Consider the following 15,843-nt stretch of genomic DNA (forward strand, 5'->3'; position numbering starts at 1 on the left):
TGCTTGTTTACAGTCAAAATCCTGGATCCCAGTGGGCTTTGTTGCATAGCAACTGAAAAAATCTGGTGGCTACTGACTAAATTCATTATAAAATGACGATTTAACTGATTAAGGATAAATATGCCAGTCAAAATGAAAGTCATACCAATTCCTATTACATAACAAACAAATAGACAATAGAAGTGAGAAGGTTATACTAAGGCAGTATAATGATGGAGTTTTGGAATGGCATTGGTATCAAAATTATTAGACGAAAAAGTTGTGGATTTAGCAAAGGAAATGTTGAAAAAAGTAAGGAATAATGCATATGTTTCAAAGAAATTACAAGCCGTAATAGCAGCCAAAAAGCACAGTATATCGGAGGTAGCAAGAGTGTGTAAAATCTCGAGAACCGCATTGACTGAATGACCTAAAATTTGGAAGGATAGAAAAACTGTTTGCGCCGCCTGAGCGCCGTAGAAAAAGTATACTAAATCAGAGTCAACGCGGGCAAATTGAGATGTGGATAGAAGAAAATCCGAACATTACTATTAAAGAAGTAAAAGTGAAGATATTAGAAGAATTTGGCTTAAATATCAGCAAATCTACAGTTCACAGCGAGATGCAAAAGATCTACATAACACCACGACCAATGCACCATAAACAAGATCCAAAAAAACAGGAAGAATTCAAAAAAAAATCTCAATGAGAAAGTAAATTCATATCCTCAAAAAGAGGTATTTTTCTTCGATGAATCTCGATTTGGAACGCATTCAAAAGTTGGACATGGATGGTTTAAAAAAGGTATGAGAACGCAGGTAAAGGTGAAAATAGGTAGAGAAAATTTCTATCTTTATAGTGCTGTAAACCCAGAAGTGGAGAAGATTTCAGCCTATTTGCACCAAACGTAAACACTGATTGTATGAACATATTTTTGGAGCAAATGTCGAAAGATTTGGAGTCTCAAGAGGCCTTTTTAATTATGGATTGTGCTAGTTGGAAAAAGCTTAAAAGTACCACAAAATATCACCATAATTTATTTGCCACCATACTCACCAGAGCTCAATCCCGTTGAGAGGTTTTGGTTATACATAAAACACAATATTTTGCGCAATAAAATCTACGATACTATCGGCCTACTTGAGGATGTTTTGTGCAAATTTATTGTCGATCTTTCCCCTGCTACAATTAAACAAGTTTGCAATGTCTCTTATTTGTTCACTTAGTAAGGGGAGTTGGTATAAGGAGTTTTGGATTGCCAGTAATTTGTGTGGATGCAAGGCATATGGCAGCAGCGTTGTCTGCAAGAATCAATAAGAATGATAAAAATGACGCAAGAGGTATAGCTCAAATGATGAGAGTTGGGCTATACAAAGAAGTGTTAGTAAAATCAGATGAATCTTGTCAAATGAAAGTAGTACTTGGAAGTAGAAGGCAGTTATAGCACTTCTCATAATAATCCGAACAGATCATAGAAAGGCAGAATCAACAGCATGACGAAAAGACTTGAATAGAGGAATGTTTTTCCTGACTCTGTTTTTTATAGCAAACCAATGATGTTCAATTTTGTTAAAATCTGGAGAATACGGTGGCAGATACAAAATTTCTGCACCAATCCCTTTAGCAAGCTTAATGATCTTATCAGACTTATGAAAAGTAGCATTGTCAAGAATGACAGTTTGTCCAGGTTCCAAGGTCGGTATCAAAAATTGCTCAAACCATCCATTAAAAATATCCATATTACAGTGGCCTTCAAAGGTTAATGGAGCAACTATTTTTCTTTCACTTAAAGCTGCAATCATACTGATTCGTTGAGTTTTCTTCCCAGATTTTAGGGCATAAAACCGCTGTCCCTTCTGACAATATCCATAGGGGTAGTCTTCAGTGTTGTCAATGCCAGACTCATCTATATACACTAAGTTTTTAGGTTCTTTTGTTGCTATAATTTTCAAGAATTTAGCACGTTTTTCTTCGCTTCTTTCCTTGTACCCATAGGTCTTTTTTTGCGTGTAAATCCAATTTTTTTCAGGGCTCGGTGGATAGTTTGGATACTAACGTTGCTCCAAAGTTTAGCCATTTCCAATAGAGTCTTTCCTCCGTTTTCTCTGGCAAATTTAGCAAAGGCATCCCAGTCGGTAATTTTGTGATTGTAACCTCCATTTCCAAGTTTTTTTGATTGAAAGTCACCTGTTTCTTTTCTTCTTTGCTGCCACTCCCACAAAGTAGTTCGTCCAATTTTAAATCTTGCTGCCACTGTTTCTCTGCTTTCTCCCTCGTCTAGAGCTTCCATTGCTTTTTTCCTTAAGTCATAACTATATGCTGCTGGCATACCTACCTTCACTACTACAAATCCTTATTTTACCTTATTTGGACTATTATGAAAAGTACTATAATATGCAGCAAACAGCAAATTGTCGGAACAATAAGAGGGTTATTGAAGATACATGGAATAAAGCTTGGTAAAGGATCAAAATTTGAAACTTTTGCTTTAAACCCCAGTTGCGGATTAATCAATATAGTAAAATCTAGAAATACAGGGCTTTTTGTGTGCCGTAGAGACACAAGGAATGTTCAGGAAAGAGCAAACTAAGTGCGAAAGCTGCACAATAGATGAGGGTGGGCCCCTCGGAGCCGGTTTACAAGAGCAGGCTTCAAACAACCATAAGCTGCTTTGGTAAAGAGCCAAGGTAGTGAGCGTTATGGAAAAGGCGTAATTATGCGTCATGTGTGAAATAGAGAGATGAACGCAAGTGAACCACTGATTACACGTCGAAAGGTAATGCGATGATGTCAAAACCAGGGGAGAAAAAGTAACTTGGGATAAGCCTATCGGGAACTTGTCTACTGGGTAGGTGGCATCCGGCATATAGGTGGCATGAACCTATTTCAGGCTATTGTGTGGAACTATGGGAACCTGTCGTTTCGATGATAAGGGAGAAGTCCAAGGAGCTGAACTCTAAGGAAGAGAGTACTGATGCGAAAAACAGGGGCGGATTAGCTCGTAGTAGTGAAGAAGTTTTTGTAATGGAAATGGAGCGAAGGGGCTGAGTTATTTAGTTTTAATTATTTATCAACCGAAAGGGAAGAGTTAATGAATAAAACAAAATCTTTTGACATACCAAAGCAACTGATTTGGAAAGCTTATAAACAAGTATCCAAAAACAGAGGTGCGGCAGGTGTAGATGAGGTCTCGATAACAAAGTTTGAAGAAAATCTAAAAGATAATCTATACAAACTGTGGAATCGGATGTCATCCGGAAGTTATTTTCCAGAACCAGTAAAAGCTGTTGCGATACCAAAAGATACAGGAGGACAAAGAACTTTATGTGTTCCTTCAGTATTCGACAGGATAGGGCAAACAGCAGCTACTATGTATCTCGAACCGTTAGTAGAGCAGGAATTTCACGAAGATTCGTATGGTTATAGACCAAACAAGTCTGCACTGGATGCGGTAAGTACAGCGTGTAAGAGATGTTGGAGAAGTGATTGGACGATAGATCTTGATATTTCTGGATTTTTCGACAATCTGGATCATGTGTTAGCACTGCAAACTATCAAGAAGCATACAGATTGCAAGTGGGTCATACTGTACGTGGAAAGGTGGATGAAAGCCCCGATTCAACTAGCAGATGGCAGTAAGGTAGTTAGGAATAAGGGAGTTCCACAAGGAGGTTCTGTAAGCCCAATCATTTCTAACATATTTATGCATCATGCATTTGATATGTGGATGAGGCAAAACTACCCAACAATACCATTTGAGAGATATGTAGATGATGCAATGGTGCACTGTAAAACCCAGAGACAGGCAAAATTCATAAAAGACAAGATCGAAGAAAGATTGGCTGAGTTTAAGCTAAAATTACATCCTGAAAAGACACAAATAGTGTACTGTAAGGATGACAATAGGAGAGATGAGTTTCCAATACAGAGCTTTGACTTTCTGGGTTACACGTTCAGACCTAGACTGGCAAAGAACAATAAAATAGGAAACTATTTTGTCTCATTTCTACCTGCAATTAGCAACAAAGCCAAGAAGAAGATCAACCAAACCATAAGGTCATGGAAAATACGTAGGCAAACATATACAACACTAGAGAAAATATCAAAGAAAATAAATCCTATAGTCCGAGGCTGGTATCAGTACTATGGCAGGTTTTATAAATCAGAGATGTATCCATCTCTCAGAAATGTAGAGTGGCACCTAGTAGGATGGGTCAGAGCCAAATATAAGAAACTTCGAAATCATGGAAGACTAGCAAAGCAATTTCTAGCAAAAGTGAGAAAGAGGTCTCCAAATATTTTCTATCACTGGACACTAGGATTGGGATCAAAAGGCTGAATAACGGGAGCTGTATAAATCGAGAGGGTGCGCCGTGGCACGCATTAAGAAATACTTAGCAGAGCTAAGCGGGGTTCAGAATAAATGGCCTCGAGGTGAACAACTAACTTTAACCCGAAAGGGGAGGAGGACAAGAGCATGTATGTAAAGCGAGAGTTGTCTGAAGATGTGTAAGATAACGGCTTGCAACACCTGATCAATATGGTTAAAGCTAAACTGCTTGAATTCTAATCTTCAGGGGTGGGACTTCACATCCATGGGTATCACATTTAAAACCCCATGTCTACAGTAAGCACAGATTAAACTTTCGTTTGTGCGACATTCTGGCTGTAGAACGATAAGTAGTGAACTTATTTAAGAGGATGAATGGAAAACCTAAGTTGATCTAGAACAGTTCTTAGTGACGGAACATGGGATGACCTAAGGAACGCGAGTTCTATGGTTACGGAGTCATCGTAGTAGTCGTGGAAGTAACGAACCACCGGGGAATGTGGGAGAGCCACATACAGGGCAAAGGGTGACAGATAATTGAATGTTGAAATTGGGAGGTACGCAAGATGCGGAAAGCTGAAACAATACTTAACATTATACGTGAACGCGGACAAAGAAATCTGCCGGTTAAAAACGTATATCGCCTACTTTATCAGCGTGATCTTTACCTTCAAGCGTATGGTAAACTTTGTCGTAATAAAGGTGCTATGACAGAAGGTGTAACTGCTGAAACAGTTAATGGTATGTCTTTGGAGAAAATTGATAAAATCATAGAGGATTTACGCTATGAACGATATCGATGGATACCAGTAAAACGTATCTACATTTTAAAGAAGAGCGGTAAACGAAGGCCGTTAGGATTGCCAACATGGTCAAACAAGTTACTTCAAGAAGTAATCCGATTAATATTGGAAGCCTATTATGAGTCTAAATTTAGTGAGTGTTCACATGGATTCCGGCCAAAGCGTGGATGCCATACTGCATTAAAAGCAGTAACGCAAAAAGGCAGAGGTACAAAATGGTTTATAGAAGGGGATCTCAGAGCATGTTATGACTCAATTGATCATACCATATTGTTAAAAATACTGAGTGAAAGCTTTCAAGACAACCGTTTTATCCAACTAATCAATCGACTGCTAAAAGCAGGATATATGGAAAATTGGAAGTACAATAAGAGTCACAGTGGAGTACCACAGGGCTCTATTATTGGTCCAATTCTGAGTAACATATTACTCGATCGGTTAGATAAACATGTGGAACATACATTAATACCAGCAAATAACCGAGGTAAGCGAAGAAGGACAAACCCAAAATATTTAAGGTTAACCAAGCAAGTATCGATGATGAGAAAACAAGGGAATTGGGAGCAAGTAAGGCAACTGCGCCAATTAGTGCAGAGTATGCCATCTAAGGACTCTTGTGATCAAAATTATCGACGTCTTTGGTATGTTAGGTATGCTGATGATGTTCTGGTAGGGTTTGCAGGACCAAAAAATGAAGCTGAACAAATTAAAAATGAGATTGCTAGATTCCTCAATGAGGAGCTCAAACTTATGCTTAATGAAGATAAAACGCTTATTACACACGCATGTGATAGCAAAGCCAATTTTTTGGGTTATGAAATACACGTCTTGCATGCAGATGATAAACATGATCATCGGACACAGCGGTGTATTAACGGTAGTGTTGGCTTACGTGTACCACACCATATAAAGCAGAAAAAGTGTTCTGAATATATGCGTTGTGGAAAGCCTATACATTTACCTCAACGTACAATTGATACAGCTTACAGTATTGTTGCTCAGTATCAAACTGAATATCGAGGAATTGTACAATACTACAAAATGGCCTACAACCTTCACACACTAAGTTATCTGAAGTATGTGATGGAAGTATCATTAGTAAAGACTTTAGCATCTAAATACAAAACAACTTGCAGGAAAATTTATAGAAAATTTGGTGCGATGATTGAAAACGATGAAGGTGAAAAACGAAAAGTCATCCAAATCAGAGTAGATCGTTTACCATCAAAGATACCATTAATTACACACTTTGGTGCTGTGTCGCTAAAATGGAATAAATGGGTAAGCATAAGTGATAACCTTATACCAATATGGAATAAGCGTAGTGAAATAGAGCAAAGACTATTGGCACAAACTTGTGAATTATGTAAATCACAAGAGCAGATTGAGGTACACCATGTACGTAAACTTGCTGATCTACGAAGTAAGAGTAATGTTGAACTACCTGAATGGAAGAAAAGAATGATTGAACGACAGAGAAAAACTCTTGTTGTTTGTCATGAATGCCATAAGAAAATCCAATATGGGAAATATGATGGTGATTCCTTAAAACGTTAGATTATTGGAGAGCCACGTGATACGGAAACGGTCATGCGTGGTTCGGAGAGAGGCTGTTGGAAAAGTGCTTAATAGTAACTCGCTGGCTGCCTACTCTACTTTACGTACAGTTCTGCGAGAGACTGGTGGGGAAGTTCCGCCGGTCTACTCTCCAGGCTTCATGGAATATGAAACTAATGTAGAAAAGATGTGCACCAAAAAATTTATTGGAGCAGTTGTGTTAAAAGTCAATAGGAAAATTGATGTAGCTGTGAATAAGTACTTAAGATTTGTGTGGGCGTACTTATTCACAGCTACGCTATTACTATATAGAAGCAGTCTTAGGACTATATTCCTCAGTAAAAACCCTGTCATCTCTGACTAAAGAGTTAGCAAGAATAAGCAATTTCCTCATAGCAGCAGTGGAAGCAATTTATATGGCTTTTTATATTGATTATATAATCTAGTAAAGAAAGGTTTGATATAAGAATTAACTTTTTGTGCACTGAGAATACACATGTGTAAAACTTTCCTGATTTGTGATCTACCTCCCTGAATGCACCTTTTTCCTCTACTAAAACCACTATCTCGATTAAAAGGCGCAAGTCCGACAAGGCTAGATATTTGTTTTTCTTGAAGAGTTCCAAATTCAGGTAAATAGCAGATCAAAGTTAGGGCTGTGATTTTACTTATACCTGGTATACTGGTTATTGATATGTATTTTTTTGCAAGGTCTTGGTTTTGATCGATAAATGTAATCATTTCATCTTCTAAAGTTTTTATTTGATTGTGTAAAATTGCAAGAAGATCTTCTATCTGCTTGATTATAGATGTATCAGTTACCTGTTGGTTTTTTGTATTTTTGCTATTTCTACTAGCTGGTTTCTACGAGATAATTTTTGTTTCAAGCAATCAATATTACTATTACCAACTGTTAAGGGAGTAGCACGCATATCTGTGTTATTAATATAACGTGCTGCAGTCTAGTTTTTGTAGTAATACCAAGGCTTTTAGCATAGTCTCTAACCCATCTAGGTTGAATGACGTACACCTCAAAACCATTGCTTAGTAAAGTATATGCGCATAATTTTTCGTATCCGCCGGTTGCCTCAAGACCAACTTTGGTTACATTATGCAAACGTAAAAAGTCTAGTGTTTTATCGATGGCTTGTATACTGTTTTCAAACGTTTTATAATGTCCAAATGGGTGAATGTGGATATCTAATTTACTTTTGCTAACATCAATGCCAGCAATAATGTTTGATGAATTCATAATTCCTCCGTAATAATAACATATACTGCATTTTCCAGTCTTATATACGAGCCTAAAAGCTCAATCAGTTGTTCGGAACTTTCAGTATAAAACCTAAGAGAAGAGAACCTTGCTCCAATACGGTCCTTATGACCAAGATCTATGGCGGTTCCTCTTCTCTATACATCTTTATATTACTACTTCTTAATACTTATAAAGACTTAATTTCAACATATAAGATCTATGCCTCGAATGCTCAAGCTCAAGTCTGTCTTTTAGGTAGCCAAAAACTGTTTCAATAATCGACCTTTTTCCTAAAAAAATCTTTTCTTCAAGCAGCATTAATGTGTTTTTCATACCTTTTTTTACTTTGGTAACGAGCTCTATCGAAGAGTTTTGCAAAGAGCTCTTTCTTTATATAGCCCTTATCACCAAACAAAAGACCGGTCAGTTTTTCAGTTAATTTTGGTACTGGTTTTCTGTCGTCAACGTTACCTTTAGTCAGTGTAACTCCTTGAATTTCGCCAGTTTCATTGATTACCATATGCAATTTGAAACCAAAAAACCAGCCGTATGTAGTCTTTCCAAGCTCCGCCAATCCTTTGAAAACTTTGTTTCTTGAGATTCTTTTTGGATGGCAAACAGCGATAGACGTTGCATCTATGTACGAAATTCCGGTCACTTTTGACTGCTCACTTTAACAAGAGCACTAAATACCATAAAACCCTCGGTTTTAGCCTAATAAATCTACTATATGTTGGCAAATTTTGAAACTCAGATCCATATAGTGCTTTCAAATAATATGTATAGAAAGATTTAAAGTCCTCACATCTAGATTGTTGATAAAGTAAAATTATAGTAAGAATTTCAGAATGCGTAATCTCTGCCGTTCTGGTAGGTTTTTTACTGTTTGGCAGGAGTTTTTCTGCGAAATTTTTGTTTATAGCCTTGCAAAAATCGTCTACAAAGCAAAATAATTCTGTTACATTTTTATTCATGGGTAACCTCTCTATTTTTTGATAATATGTTTCCGGAGTTTACCCTATTTTCCTATCTTTTTCACTGACTTCTAATCCGCAACTGGGGTTTTAAGAATACAAGAGGCAATAAATAATTTGGATGAAATCAGTAGGAGTTCAATAGAAGCATTAGTTTGCAGTTTGGAAACAATGGAAGAATCAATAAGGAAGCTTGACAAAATACTTTCAGAACAAGGCGAAAAAGATGAAGATTGCAAATTGTTAACTACTGCTCCAGGTGTTGGTATTATAGTGGCAATGACATTCAAAGCTACAATAGATGATCCACATAGGTTTGAGAAATCTGATGCAGTTGGAGCATATATGGGGTTGACACCTAGGCAATATGCTTCTGGAGAAGTTGACCGACATGGTAGTATATCAAAAATGGGTCCCATGGAATGTAGAAGTATGTTGTACGAAGCTGCACAATCCTTACTAACAAGATGTAAAAGGACATTTAAATTGAAAAGCTGGGGTTGCAAAAAAGAAGGGTATGAAGAAAGCAATTATTGCTGTAGCGCGGAAGTTGTCTGTAATCATGCATCGGATGTTGGTTAGCAAAACAGAGTTTTGTTATCAATAAATGCAAGAAAGTATATAATTTTATGTAGAGTAAAGATAGCAATGCCGATGGAAGGGATAAGCAAGACCGTTGGGTGAAGCTTTTAGACTTCGGAAAACACATGTTGCCGTCCACTTCCGCCTAACAAGTATAATGCGGCTTGACAAATTTGTTGTCATATCAGACCGCGGAGAGAACCATGGAAGCATGCTACTTAATCTATGTAAAATTATTAAAGATTATGGAGGAAATATGCTATTTTGATTTGTGTAAAAATTATTGTTGACTTATGTGCAATTAGAGAACTTGGTCTAAATTCAAGGAATTCATCAATACCAACTTCTAAAGAGCTATATAAAATAAAAAAAGATACATTCGAAGATAAGTCAGAAAGTAATAGAAAGATAGGTGGTCAAGTTGGACATAAGGGAAATTGCCGAGCTAAAATGGAAGCAGATGAGGTAGTGAAGGTAGAGTTACCAAATAGATGCGAGTGTGGTGAAGAAATCACAATATCAGAAAAACCATATGTCTATCAAAAAGTTGATTTACCAGCTTACGTAGTTGAGTATCAATTAGAGCATGGGCGCTGTCGTAAATGCGGAAAAAGAAGGAGTAGCAAATTACCAGAAGGCTGATACCTTTGGTCCTAGAGTTAAGTCAGTAGTTGCAGCACTAAGTGGGTTTTATAAGAACCTGTTCATAATCTCAAAAAAGTGATAAACTATGAGATGATGTATATGAATAAGGATATATGAGAAATTTATACCCAAGTGACATAAGTCGAGAACAATTTGAAAAAATCAGATCAATTCTGGAGAGTAGTAGGAAGAAAACAAAACCAAGAAAACTTGATTTGTATACCTCAGTTATGGATTAGAAAATAGATAAAAGTATAACTAAGAAGAGGGAAACAGGGTAAACTCGAGTATTTTAGTAATAATAAGAGGTTACACATGAAGAAAGATATTACAGAACTGTACTGTTGCGTCGAGGATTTTTGTCGTGCGGTAGATGATAATTTTGCAAATAGGTTCTTATCAAACGGCAAAAAACCAACCAGAGTACCAGAAATAGCGCACTCAGAAATTCTAACCATAATCCTATTATACCATAAATCACCATGTAAAAACTTCAAGGCTTTTTATCTTTGTTATCTTCAGTTATTCTATAGATCAGAGTTTTCAAAGCTGCCTTCATATCACAGATTTATTGCCTTAAAGCCGCGAGTTTTGTGGTATTTAGCATTACTTTTGCAATGGTTTTGTGAACAAGCAAAAATGACCGGGATTTCCTACATAGATTCTACTTCAATAGCAGTATGCCATCGAAAAAGAATCTCAAGAAATAAGGTTTTCAAAGGATTAGCAGAGTTAGGAAAGAATACTTACGGCTGGTTTTTTGGTTTTAAATTACATGTAGTAATCAATGAAATAGGTGAAATTCAAGGTGTTACGCTAACCAGAGGTAACGTCGATGACAGAAAACCTGTACCAACTCTAACCAAAAAACTAACTGGACTTTTGTTTGGAGATAAGGGCTATATAAAGAAAGAGCTCTTTGAGAAACTATTCGATAGAGGTCTAAAACTCGTCACTAAAGTGAAAAAAGGTATGAAAAATGCACTGATTTCGCTGAAAGAGAAGATTTTACTAGGGAAAAGATCGATTGTTGAAACGGTTTTTGGCTGCCTAAAAAACAAATTTGAACTTGAGCACACTCGGCATAGATCCACAGTAAATTTCTTGGTACATATTTTTTCTACCCTCATTTCTTATTCAATGCAATCGAAAAAGCCCTGTATTTCTCAGCTTTACTTCGTTGGTTAATCCATAACTGGGGTTGTATGATGTATTTTGTGCAGTGCTGTACGTCCTAAAAAGTGCCTGTCAGTGGAGAATGCTGCCAAAAGATTTTCCAAAATGGCGAAGTTGTTACGAATATTTTAAAAAATGGAGTGAAAAACCAAGCGAAGATACAGAAAGTACTTTGGAGCGTGTATTAAAAAAAATTAGTTGGAGAGACACGTATCAGCAATGGTCGGAAAGAAAGAACTAGTTTTTGTATAATTGATGCTCAGAGCGTAAAAAATGCAGATACTGCTGAAAATAAGGGCTACGATGCAGGTAAAAAAATTTCAGGAATAAAGCGCCATATTGCAGTAGATACACAAGGTTTACCACACGCGATTTATGTAACAACGGCAGAAGCAACCGACCGCAGCAGTGCCATGAAAATGGTCGAAAATGCTAAAGAAAAACTCTCTGAAGTTAAAAATATACTTGTTGATGCAGGCTACACTGGAGAAAATTTTGCAACACAAATAAAAGCAACTATTGGTTCGACGGTCGAAGTAATAAAGCGAAGTGAATTACACACCTTTGTTGTACTGCCAAAGAGATGGGTTGTTGAGCGCTCTTTTGCTTGGTTGGAAAAATGTAGGCGTTTGTGGAAAAATTGCGAGCGGAAACTCAACACTAGCTTACAAATGGTCGTTCTTGCTTTCACTTCTTTACTCCTTAAAAGATTATGAACAGGTTCTAAGAATTCAAAGCGAGAAATAGCGAATATTATGAAAGACATCTTTAACATGAGTATAAGTGTTGGTAGTGTGTCCAATAGTGAAGCAAGGGTTTCGTCAAAATGTAAAGAAGCCTATGAACAAATAGAGGAAGAAATGAAAGCAAGCGAAATTTTACATATTGATGAAACCAGTCACTACAACAAAGGCAAATTGGGATGGTGTTTGCCAACAATAAAGCAAGTCTTATGAAGTTCAAGAGGAATGAAATTTTTAAAGAATAGTGCATTTTGTGATTACAAAAACCTGGTAATTACCGACAGATATGCAGTTTACAACCACTTCAGTGATGAAAAACGACAAATTTGTTGGGCTCACTTATTGAGAAATTTCGAGAAGTTATCTAATAGTTGGAATAGTGAAGTAATGAGACTTGGCCATTGTTTAAAAGATGCAGCTAATGGATTGTTTGCATTAAAAAACGCTTTGTCAGAAAATGAAATTAGTGTTTCAAAGTTCACTAAACAAGCTAAAGAATTACGAAGCAGTACTGCATGATAAAAATATCTTATATACTTGAAGCAAAAGGAGCTTCACGAACGGTAAAGGGTATTATAAAATCCGAGCCAATGATGTGGACATTTTTGGATGACCCAGGGAATATTCCATTAACGAATAACCATGCTGAACGACAGATACGGCATTATGTTGTCTATCGTAAGAATTCGTATTTTACACAGTCAATACGAGGAAACATGTTTCTTGAGCGGATAATCTCGTTATACCTGACTTGGAAACAAAAGAACCTTAATCCCTTTCACAATCTCCTATCTATTGTTTCTTAAACCACACCCCTGAACGGACAATGGCGTCAACTTAAGAACCTGTTTAAAATCTTCGTAATAAGAGAGAAATGAAGGAGAGAACAACCATCTGTAAGCTAGTGTTGAGTTTCCGCTCGCAATTTTTCCACAAACGCCTACATTTTTCCAACCAAGCAAAAGAACGCTCAACAACCCATCTCTTTGGCAATACAACGAAAGAGTGTAATTCACTTCGCTTTATTACCTCAACAGTTGCACCAATAGTAGCTTTTATTTGAGTTGCAAAATTTTCTCCTGTATAGCCAGCATCAACCAGTATATTTTTAACTTCAGAGAGGTTTTCTTCAGCCTTTTCCACCATTTCCACAGCACTGCTACGATCAGTTACTTCTGCCGTTGTTATATGAATTGCATGTGGCAAGCCTTGCGTATCAACTGCAATATGACGCTTTATGCCTGAAATCTTTTTACCTGCATCATAGCCCTTTTTTTCAGCAGTATCTGTGTTTTTAACACTTTGTGCATCAATTATACAGAAACTGGTTTTCTCTTTCCGACCATTGCTGATACGAACCTCTCCAACTAATTTTTTTTAAGACTACTTCCAGCAAGCTTGGTTCTGCTCCATTCTTTTTATTCCACATTTGAAAATAGTAATACACGTTCTCCCACCTTGGAAAATCTTTTGGCAGCATTCTCCACTGGCAGGCGCTTTTTAGGATATATAGCACTGCACAAAATACATCATACAAATCAAGTTTCCTTGGTTTTGTTTTCTTTCTGCTACTCTCCAGTATTGGTCTGATTTTTTCAAATTGTTCTTGACTTATATCGCTTGGATAGCTTTTTTGCATAGATATACCTCTTTCTTAACTATGCCTACTTTACCTCATATTTTCGAGATCCTTAACAGGTTCTAAGAGCATACATTAGCAAACTCTCCTAAAGACATGATGGCGTTTGGGCTTATCTACTTTATTGCGGCTATACAATCTTCCCGGTCGGATCTTAACTTTGGCGCGTATACTTAAAAAGGGCTTGAAAATCTTTTGGCGCAACGAGCACTTGATAAAGTTTCTGTCTCATCACACCAAATAAAACTGAAAAATTTAAACGGTACTCGGCAATTTGATCTGGGTTCCAAGGCCCTTGTGCATCACACATATGAAGCGATAATATATTGCACATGACCAAGTTTGCCCAAAATTCTTGTAATACAGCCTCTAAATTTACCCCAGAAAAATTCTCTAACTCTGCTCCTACTTTGAGTCGTTTGTAGCACTCTTCTATGTGCCACCTTAATACATAAGCTTTACTGATATCTTCCAAAGTAAATTTTTCTCGATCAAAAAGTGAAGTAACTAATACCTCTGTTTCTCCGTTAGCTAATGTCAGCTCTTACTTTCTGTCCTTTCATTTTATTTTTTAGCTTTTCATTTTCTAATATAAAATCAAAATCTGATTCGCCAGATGCAATTCGTTCCCATAGCTTGCTATAATTTCTTTTTTGCAAGCGAAAAATAAAATCTACTTCCAAATCATCATGCTGCTGAATGAATTTTACTGAAGGATAACCACGATCATAGATAAATAATAATTTCTTTTGATTTAATGAACGCATTTGAGTGATAACTTCGGGTAATTGCTCTTCCGCCAACGTTTGTTCCCAAGCCGCAAGGCGAGCACTGCAAATCAGTGAAGTACATAAATCAACAAACAAAGAAACTCTTGCCAATGGTGGCATTGTGCCTGTTGTTCCATTTGGTTTAAAGCGGCCAAACTCGGATACAATTTCCTCAGAGCTGGGTAATCTCATACCAGAACCATCTGCTGCAATAAGTCTATAGCCTCTCCAGCTCAGATTCATCTTGATAAGCTGTTTGGATGCTTAGCTCCAATAACTCTTTAAAACCTGTATTTATACCTTGCTTTAGAAAAAGCTTGCTTTGAGGGTACATGTCAATGGCTCCATAAGTTCACATTCTATTCCCAAACTTTTTTTAACTAACTTTAAAATCATAGAAAATACTGTCGTAAAAGGGAGTTTTCTTGTTCGCGTGAAACTGTTCTTTCCAACACAATGGATTCTCTGAAAAGCTTTCGAGTATATTATATTTTTAATTTGTAGAATAAAATTTTTTCCTTTTTGCATGTTTTACCTAAAAAGGACACATTTTAGACTTCTTTGTTGAAATAAAACAGCAACAAAAGTGCTATTTATTGCAGCTTTTGGGTAATTTAATGGTAAAAATTTTAGAGAGAATTTTTATACACTATCACCGATATTTTTCCTTAAGTTGACGCCATTGCCTGAACAGATACGACACTGGTTCCTTTATGACGGCAGTGCCCTCTTCTGTCATCCAAGTAGCCCCTCCCCTGTCATCCCAGTGCGTGACACTGGGATCTCATTTCGTAACTTCATAGTATAAATTATTTCAAATTGTATCTATTTGCAATTATATAAATATAATAATTTTGCATAAAAAATTAGATCCCAGTGTCAAGCACTGGGATGACACCCTACTTAACCGTCATACCGCCGAGAACCGTCATACCGCCGCGGTATCTCTTAGCCGCTAACAAGTAGCGGGATGACTAATCGTCAAGGTGTCATCCAAGTAGCCGACACTGGCAAGACGGCAGTGCTTCCTTCTCCTGTCATCCCAGTGCCTTGACTACTTGGATCCAGGAAACTTAACTTTAAATAAGTGGCTGCATAATAAAGACTAGATCCCAGACTGGGATGACACCATAGGGGGCACTGGAATGACACCCTACTTAACCGTCATACCGCCGCGGTATCTCTAGATCCCGCTGCGGTATGACGATTGTCGGTGAACCTAAGTTACTTTAGCCATAAATATTAAGAAATTCACTAAATGAAAAAAAGGCAAAAGATATCCCGTGTTAGCTAGTTGTCACTCTCTAATCCTGCAAATCGGCGTTCTATACTGTCTTAAACAGCGCGTTTCAGCTTGTATGGCCAGAAATGTTGTGAAGACATAAGGTGG

General features: G+C 37.1%; 10 protein-coding genes and 8 pseudogenes. 12 read left to right on the forward strand and 6 right to left on the reverse strand.

Annotated features, from left to right (window positions below; all coding sequences use genetic code 11):
- Positions 1-225 precede the first annotated feature (225 nt).
- Positions 226-1,205: pseudogene (locus NBW39_RS06210) on the forward strand (IS630 family transposase).
- An 11-nt stretch (positions 1,206-1,216) separates the two neighbouring features.
- Positions 1,217-1,420, forward strand: a pseudogene (locus tag NBW39_RS06215) (IS110 family transposase); the annotation flags it as partial.
- A gap of 28 nt (positions 1,421-1,448) precedes the next feature.
- On the opposite strand, the gene NBW39_RS06220 reads toward NBW39_RS06215, so the two are convergent.
- Positions 1,449-2,308, reverse strand: a protein-coding gene (locus NBW39_RS06220) for an IS630 family transposase (RefSeq protein ID WP_250294642.1) whose coding sequence is annotated in 2 segments (ribosomal slippage) — positions 1,449-1,984 and positions 1,984-2,308 — 861 coding nt in all. Because the reading frame shifts where the segments join, the coding sequence is not laid out codon by codon here.
- A gap of 48 nt (positions 2,309-2,356) precedes the next feature.
- On the opposite strand from NBW39_RS06220, the gene NBW39_RS06225 reads away from it, so the two are divergent.
- The 4 genes from NBW39_RS06225 (at position 2,357) to NBW39_RS06235 (ending at position 6,669) form a co-directional block, all read left to right on the forward strand.
- Positions 2,357-2,569 (forward strand): hypothetical protein, encoded by a 213-nt coding sequence (locus tag NBW39_RS06225; RefSeq protein WP_250294923.1) that lies wholly within the window; start codon positions 2,357-2,359, stop codon positions 2,567-2,569.
- Between the two features lie 335 nt (positions 2,570-2,904).
- Positions 2,905-3,027: a hypothetical protein gene (locus NBW39_RS08740; protein ID WP_256466289.1), complete on the forward strand. Its 123-nt coding sequence runs from the start codon at positions 2,905-2,907 to the stop codon at positions 3,025-3,027.
- 43 nt (positions 3,028-3,070) lie between these two features.
- Positions 3,071-4,318 carry a group II intron reverse transcriptase/maturase gene (ltrA, locus tag NBW39_RS06230; RefSeq protein ID WP_250294718.1) on the forward strand — a complete coding sequence of 416 codons (1,248 nt, stop codon included), beginning with the start codon at positions 3,071-3,073 and terminating at the stop codon, positions 4,316-4,318.
- Between the two features lie 557 nt (positions 4,319-4,875).
- A complete protein-coding gene (locus NBW39_RS06235) occupies positions 4,876-6,669 on the forward strand; it encodes a reverse transcriptase/maturase family protein (protein ID WP_250294750.1) in 1,794 nt (597 codons plus the stop codon).
- 390 nt (positions 6,670-7,059) lie between these two features.
- On the opposite strand, the gene NBW39_RS06240 is transcribed toward NBW39_RS06235, so the two are convergent.
- From NBW39_RS06240 to NBW39_RS06250, 3 genes and pseudogenes are all read right to left on the reverse strand, one after another.
- Positions 7,060-7,410, reverse strand: coding sequence for an IS110 family transposase (locus NBW39_RS06240; protein WP_250294924.1), 351 nt, complete (start codon positions 7,408-7,410; stop codon positions 7,060-7,062).
- A 172-nt stretch (positions 7,411-7,582) separates the two neighbouring features.
- Positions 7,583-7,921, reverse strand: coding sequence for an IS110 family transposase (locus NBW39_RS06245; protein ID WP_250294925.1), 339 nt, complete (start codon positions 7,919-7,921; stop codon positions 7,583-7,585).
- 216 nt (positions 7,922-8,137) lie between these two features.
- Positions 8,138-8,898: pseudogene (locus tag NBW39_RS06250) on the reverse strand (IS982 family transposase); the annotation flags it as partial.
- A gap of 117 nt (positions 8,899-9,015) precedes the next feature.
- Between NBW39_RS06250 and NBW39_RS06255 the strand changes: the two are divergent.
- From NBW39_RS06255 to tnpC, 6 genes and pseudogenes are all read left to right on the forward strand, one after another.
- A complete protein-coding gene (locus NBW39_RS06255; RefSeq protein ID WP_250294926.1) occupies positions 9,016-9,480 on the forward strand; it encodes a transposase in 465 nt (154 codons plus the stop codon).
- A gap of 303 nt (positions 9,481-9,783) precedes the next feature.
- A pseudogene (locus NBW39_RS06260) lies at positions 9,784-10,180 on the forward strand (IS66 family transposase); the annotation flags it as partial.
- A gap of 58 nt (positions 10,181-10,238) precedes the next feature.
- Positions 10,239-10,346 (forward strand): annotated as a pseudogene (locus NBW39_RS06265) (IS5/IS1182 family transposase); the annotation flags it as partial.
- A 94-nt stretch (positions 10,347-10,440) separates the two neighbouring features.
- A complete protein-coding gene (locus NBW39_RS06270) occupies positions 10,441-11,313 on the forward strand; it encodes an IS982 family transposase (RefSeq protein ID WP_250294632.1) in 873 nt (290 codons plus the stop codon).
- A 13-nt stretch (positions 11,314-11,326) separates the two neighbouring features.
- Positions 11,327-12,017: pseudogene (locus NBW39_RS06275) on the forward strand (IS5 family transposase); the annotation flags it as partial.
- Positions 12,018-12,026: 9 nt separating this feature from the next.
- Positions 12,027-12,850 (forward strand): annotated as a pseudogene (tnpC, locus tag NBW39_RS09030) (IS66 family transposase); the annotation flags it as partial.
- 43 nt (positions 12,851-12,893) lie between these two features.
- On the opposite strand, the gene NBW39_RS06290 reads toward tnpC, so the two are convergent.
- Positions 12,894-13,683 (reverse strand): IS5 family transposase gene (locus tag NBW39_RS06290; protein WP_250294658.1). Its coding sequence is split into 2 segments (ribosomal slippage): positions 12,894-13,421 and positions 13,423-13,683, totalling 789 coding nucleotides; the frame shifts between segments, so codons are not numbered across the junction.
- A gap of 75 nt (positions 13,684-13,758) precedes the next feature.
- Positions 13,759-14,981, reverse strand: a pseudogene (locus tag NBW39_RS06295) (IS4 family transposase).
- Between the last annotated feature and the right edge of the window lie 862 nt (positions 14,982-15,843).

It is taken from the genome of Wolbachia endosymbiont of Oedothorax gibbosus (assembly GCF_936270435.1).
Lineage (GTDB): Bacteria > Pseudomonadota > Alphaproteobacteria > Rickettsiales > Anaplasmataceae > Wolbachia.

Excerpts from the sequence above, each read along its gene's own strand:
- NBW39_RS06245 (WP_250294925.1), bottom strand. The coding sequence starts at position 7,921 with ATGAATTCATCAAACATTATTGCTGGCATTGATGTTAGCAAAAGTAAA.
- NBW39_RS08740 (WP_256466289.1), top strand. The coding sequence starts at position 2,905 with ATGATAAGGGAGAAGTCCAAGGAGCTGAACTCTAAGGAAGAGAGTACT.
- NBW39_RS06240 (WP_250294924.1), bottom strand. The coding sequence starts at position 7,410 with ATGATTACATTTATCGATCAAAACCAAGACCTTGCAAAAAAATACATA.
- NBW39_RS06270 (WP_250294632.1), top strand. The coding sequence starts at position 10,441 with ATGAAGAAAGATATTACAGAACTGTACTGTTGCGTCGAGGATTTTTGT.
- NBW39_RS06225 (WP_250294923.1), top strand. The coding sequence starts at position 2,357 with ATGAAAAGTACTATAATATGCAGCAAACAGCAAATTGTCGGAACAATA.
- NBW39_RS06235 (WP_250294750.1), top strand. The coding sequence starts at position 4,876 with ATGCGGAAAGCTGAAACAATACTTAACATTATACGTGAACGCGGACAA.
- ltrA (WP_250294718.1), top strand. The coding sequence starts at position 3,071 with ATGAATAAAACAAAATCTTTTGACATACCAAAGCAACTGATTTGGAAA.